Genomic DNA, 1,195 nt, shown 5'->3' with positions numbered 1-1,195 from the left:
AAGAGCAAGGCTACAACGAACAGCCGGAATGGCAAGAGCAAGAAAACCGTGACCAGCACATATGGTGAGATGGAAATTGGGGTGCCCCGTGATCGCAATGGTGAATTTGAGCCCGCCATCGTAAAGAAAAACCAGTCGACCGTCACCGGCATTGAAGACCAGATCATCGCCATGTACGCTAAGGGTGTCAGCACCCGGGACATCCAGGACCACTTAAATGAACTGTATGGCATCGACGTATCGCCAACGATGGTTTCGAATGTAACCCATAAGATTTCCCAACCGACGAGGCGCTGCTCAAGATGCTCTATCTGGCCACGATGGACGTGACACGTAAATGGACTGGTCGCAGTGGCAATATCGTTTAGATAGAATCCACCAAGATATTGATCAGTTAGAGCGACATCATTATAGTCTCCTAACGGGTAATACGGTGCTACGCTTAAACCTGCATAACTAATGACGCTTCATTTTGTGTGCACCATCGACAAGTACTTGCCAATATATATTCACGTTATATCGGGACGTTGTCATCGAATCCTGCCTACGTGAGATTGCTTCCATCTCATCATCATTCCCATCATCATTATCATCTGCGTAATCATATTTTGGATCAGGCATATTCGTCCAAGTCCAACTTCCATCGATATGGTAGTCCTTGGTGTCATTCTTAACTTCCAGTGTAGGATAATAGCTAAGTCGGGTTTTCATTTATCAACTTGAGCTTGGGACCAGTTGAATTCCAGTGTGGTAAGAACTTGATTTTCACTAGGAACGGAGGCTTGCATTGATCCAGAGTAAGGCATCCAGTAGTACTCTGTTTGGTTAGCGCCCGAATTGCTCCAGCTTGTTGATGCAGCGGAAGCTGTAGCGGTCAAAATACTCGAACAAACTGTAACCGTGATTTCAGCATTGTCACGTTCTACCATTGCTTTACGTGCTTCGGGCGGTTCATTTAAGGCCAGATTTTTTTTTGAGCCAGTCGACCTCTACGGTGAGTTGGCCTACCAGCTTCTCGAGATGCTCTTGCTTACTCTCGTACTCCCTTCTCAGTTTGTCGGCTTCGCCTGTTTTCTTCTCGAATACCGTTGAGGCTCGCTCGAGGAACTCCGCTTTCCACCGGCTAATCATCACCGGGCTCAATTCATATTTGGCTGCGATCTCGTTGACGGTCTGCTCCTCGCGGAGGACCTCC

At 47.5% G+C, this 1,195-nt stretch carries 1 protein-coding gene and 1 pseudogene; one reads left to right on the top strand and one right to left on the bottom strand.

Translation table 11 applies throughout. The annotated features are described in order from the left end of the window. Positions 1–276: pseudogene (locus CBW46_RS20900) on the top strand (transposase); the annotation flags it as partial. A 675-nt stretch (positions 277–951) separates the two neighbouring features. Here CBW46_RS20900 and CBW46_RS20890 read toward each other — a convergent pair. Next, positions 952–1,195, bottom strand: a 244-nt coding sequence (locus tag CBW46_RS20890; RefSeq protein ID WP_424446882.1) for a transposase, incomplete at its 5' end; no start/stop codon positions are given.

Source organism: Paenibacillus xerothermodurans, from assembly GCF_002220865.2.
GTDB lineage: Bacteria > Bacillota > Bacilli > Paenibacillales > NBRC-103111 > Paenibacillus_S > Paenibacillus_S xerothermodurans.
This window is presented reverse-complemented; position numbering and strand designations above follow the sequence as displayed.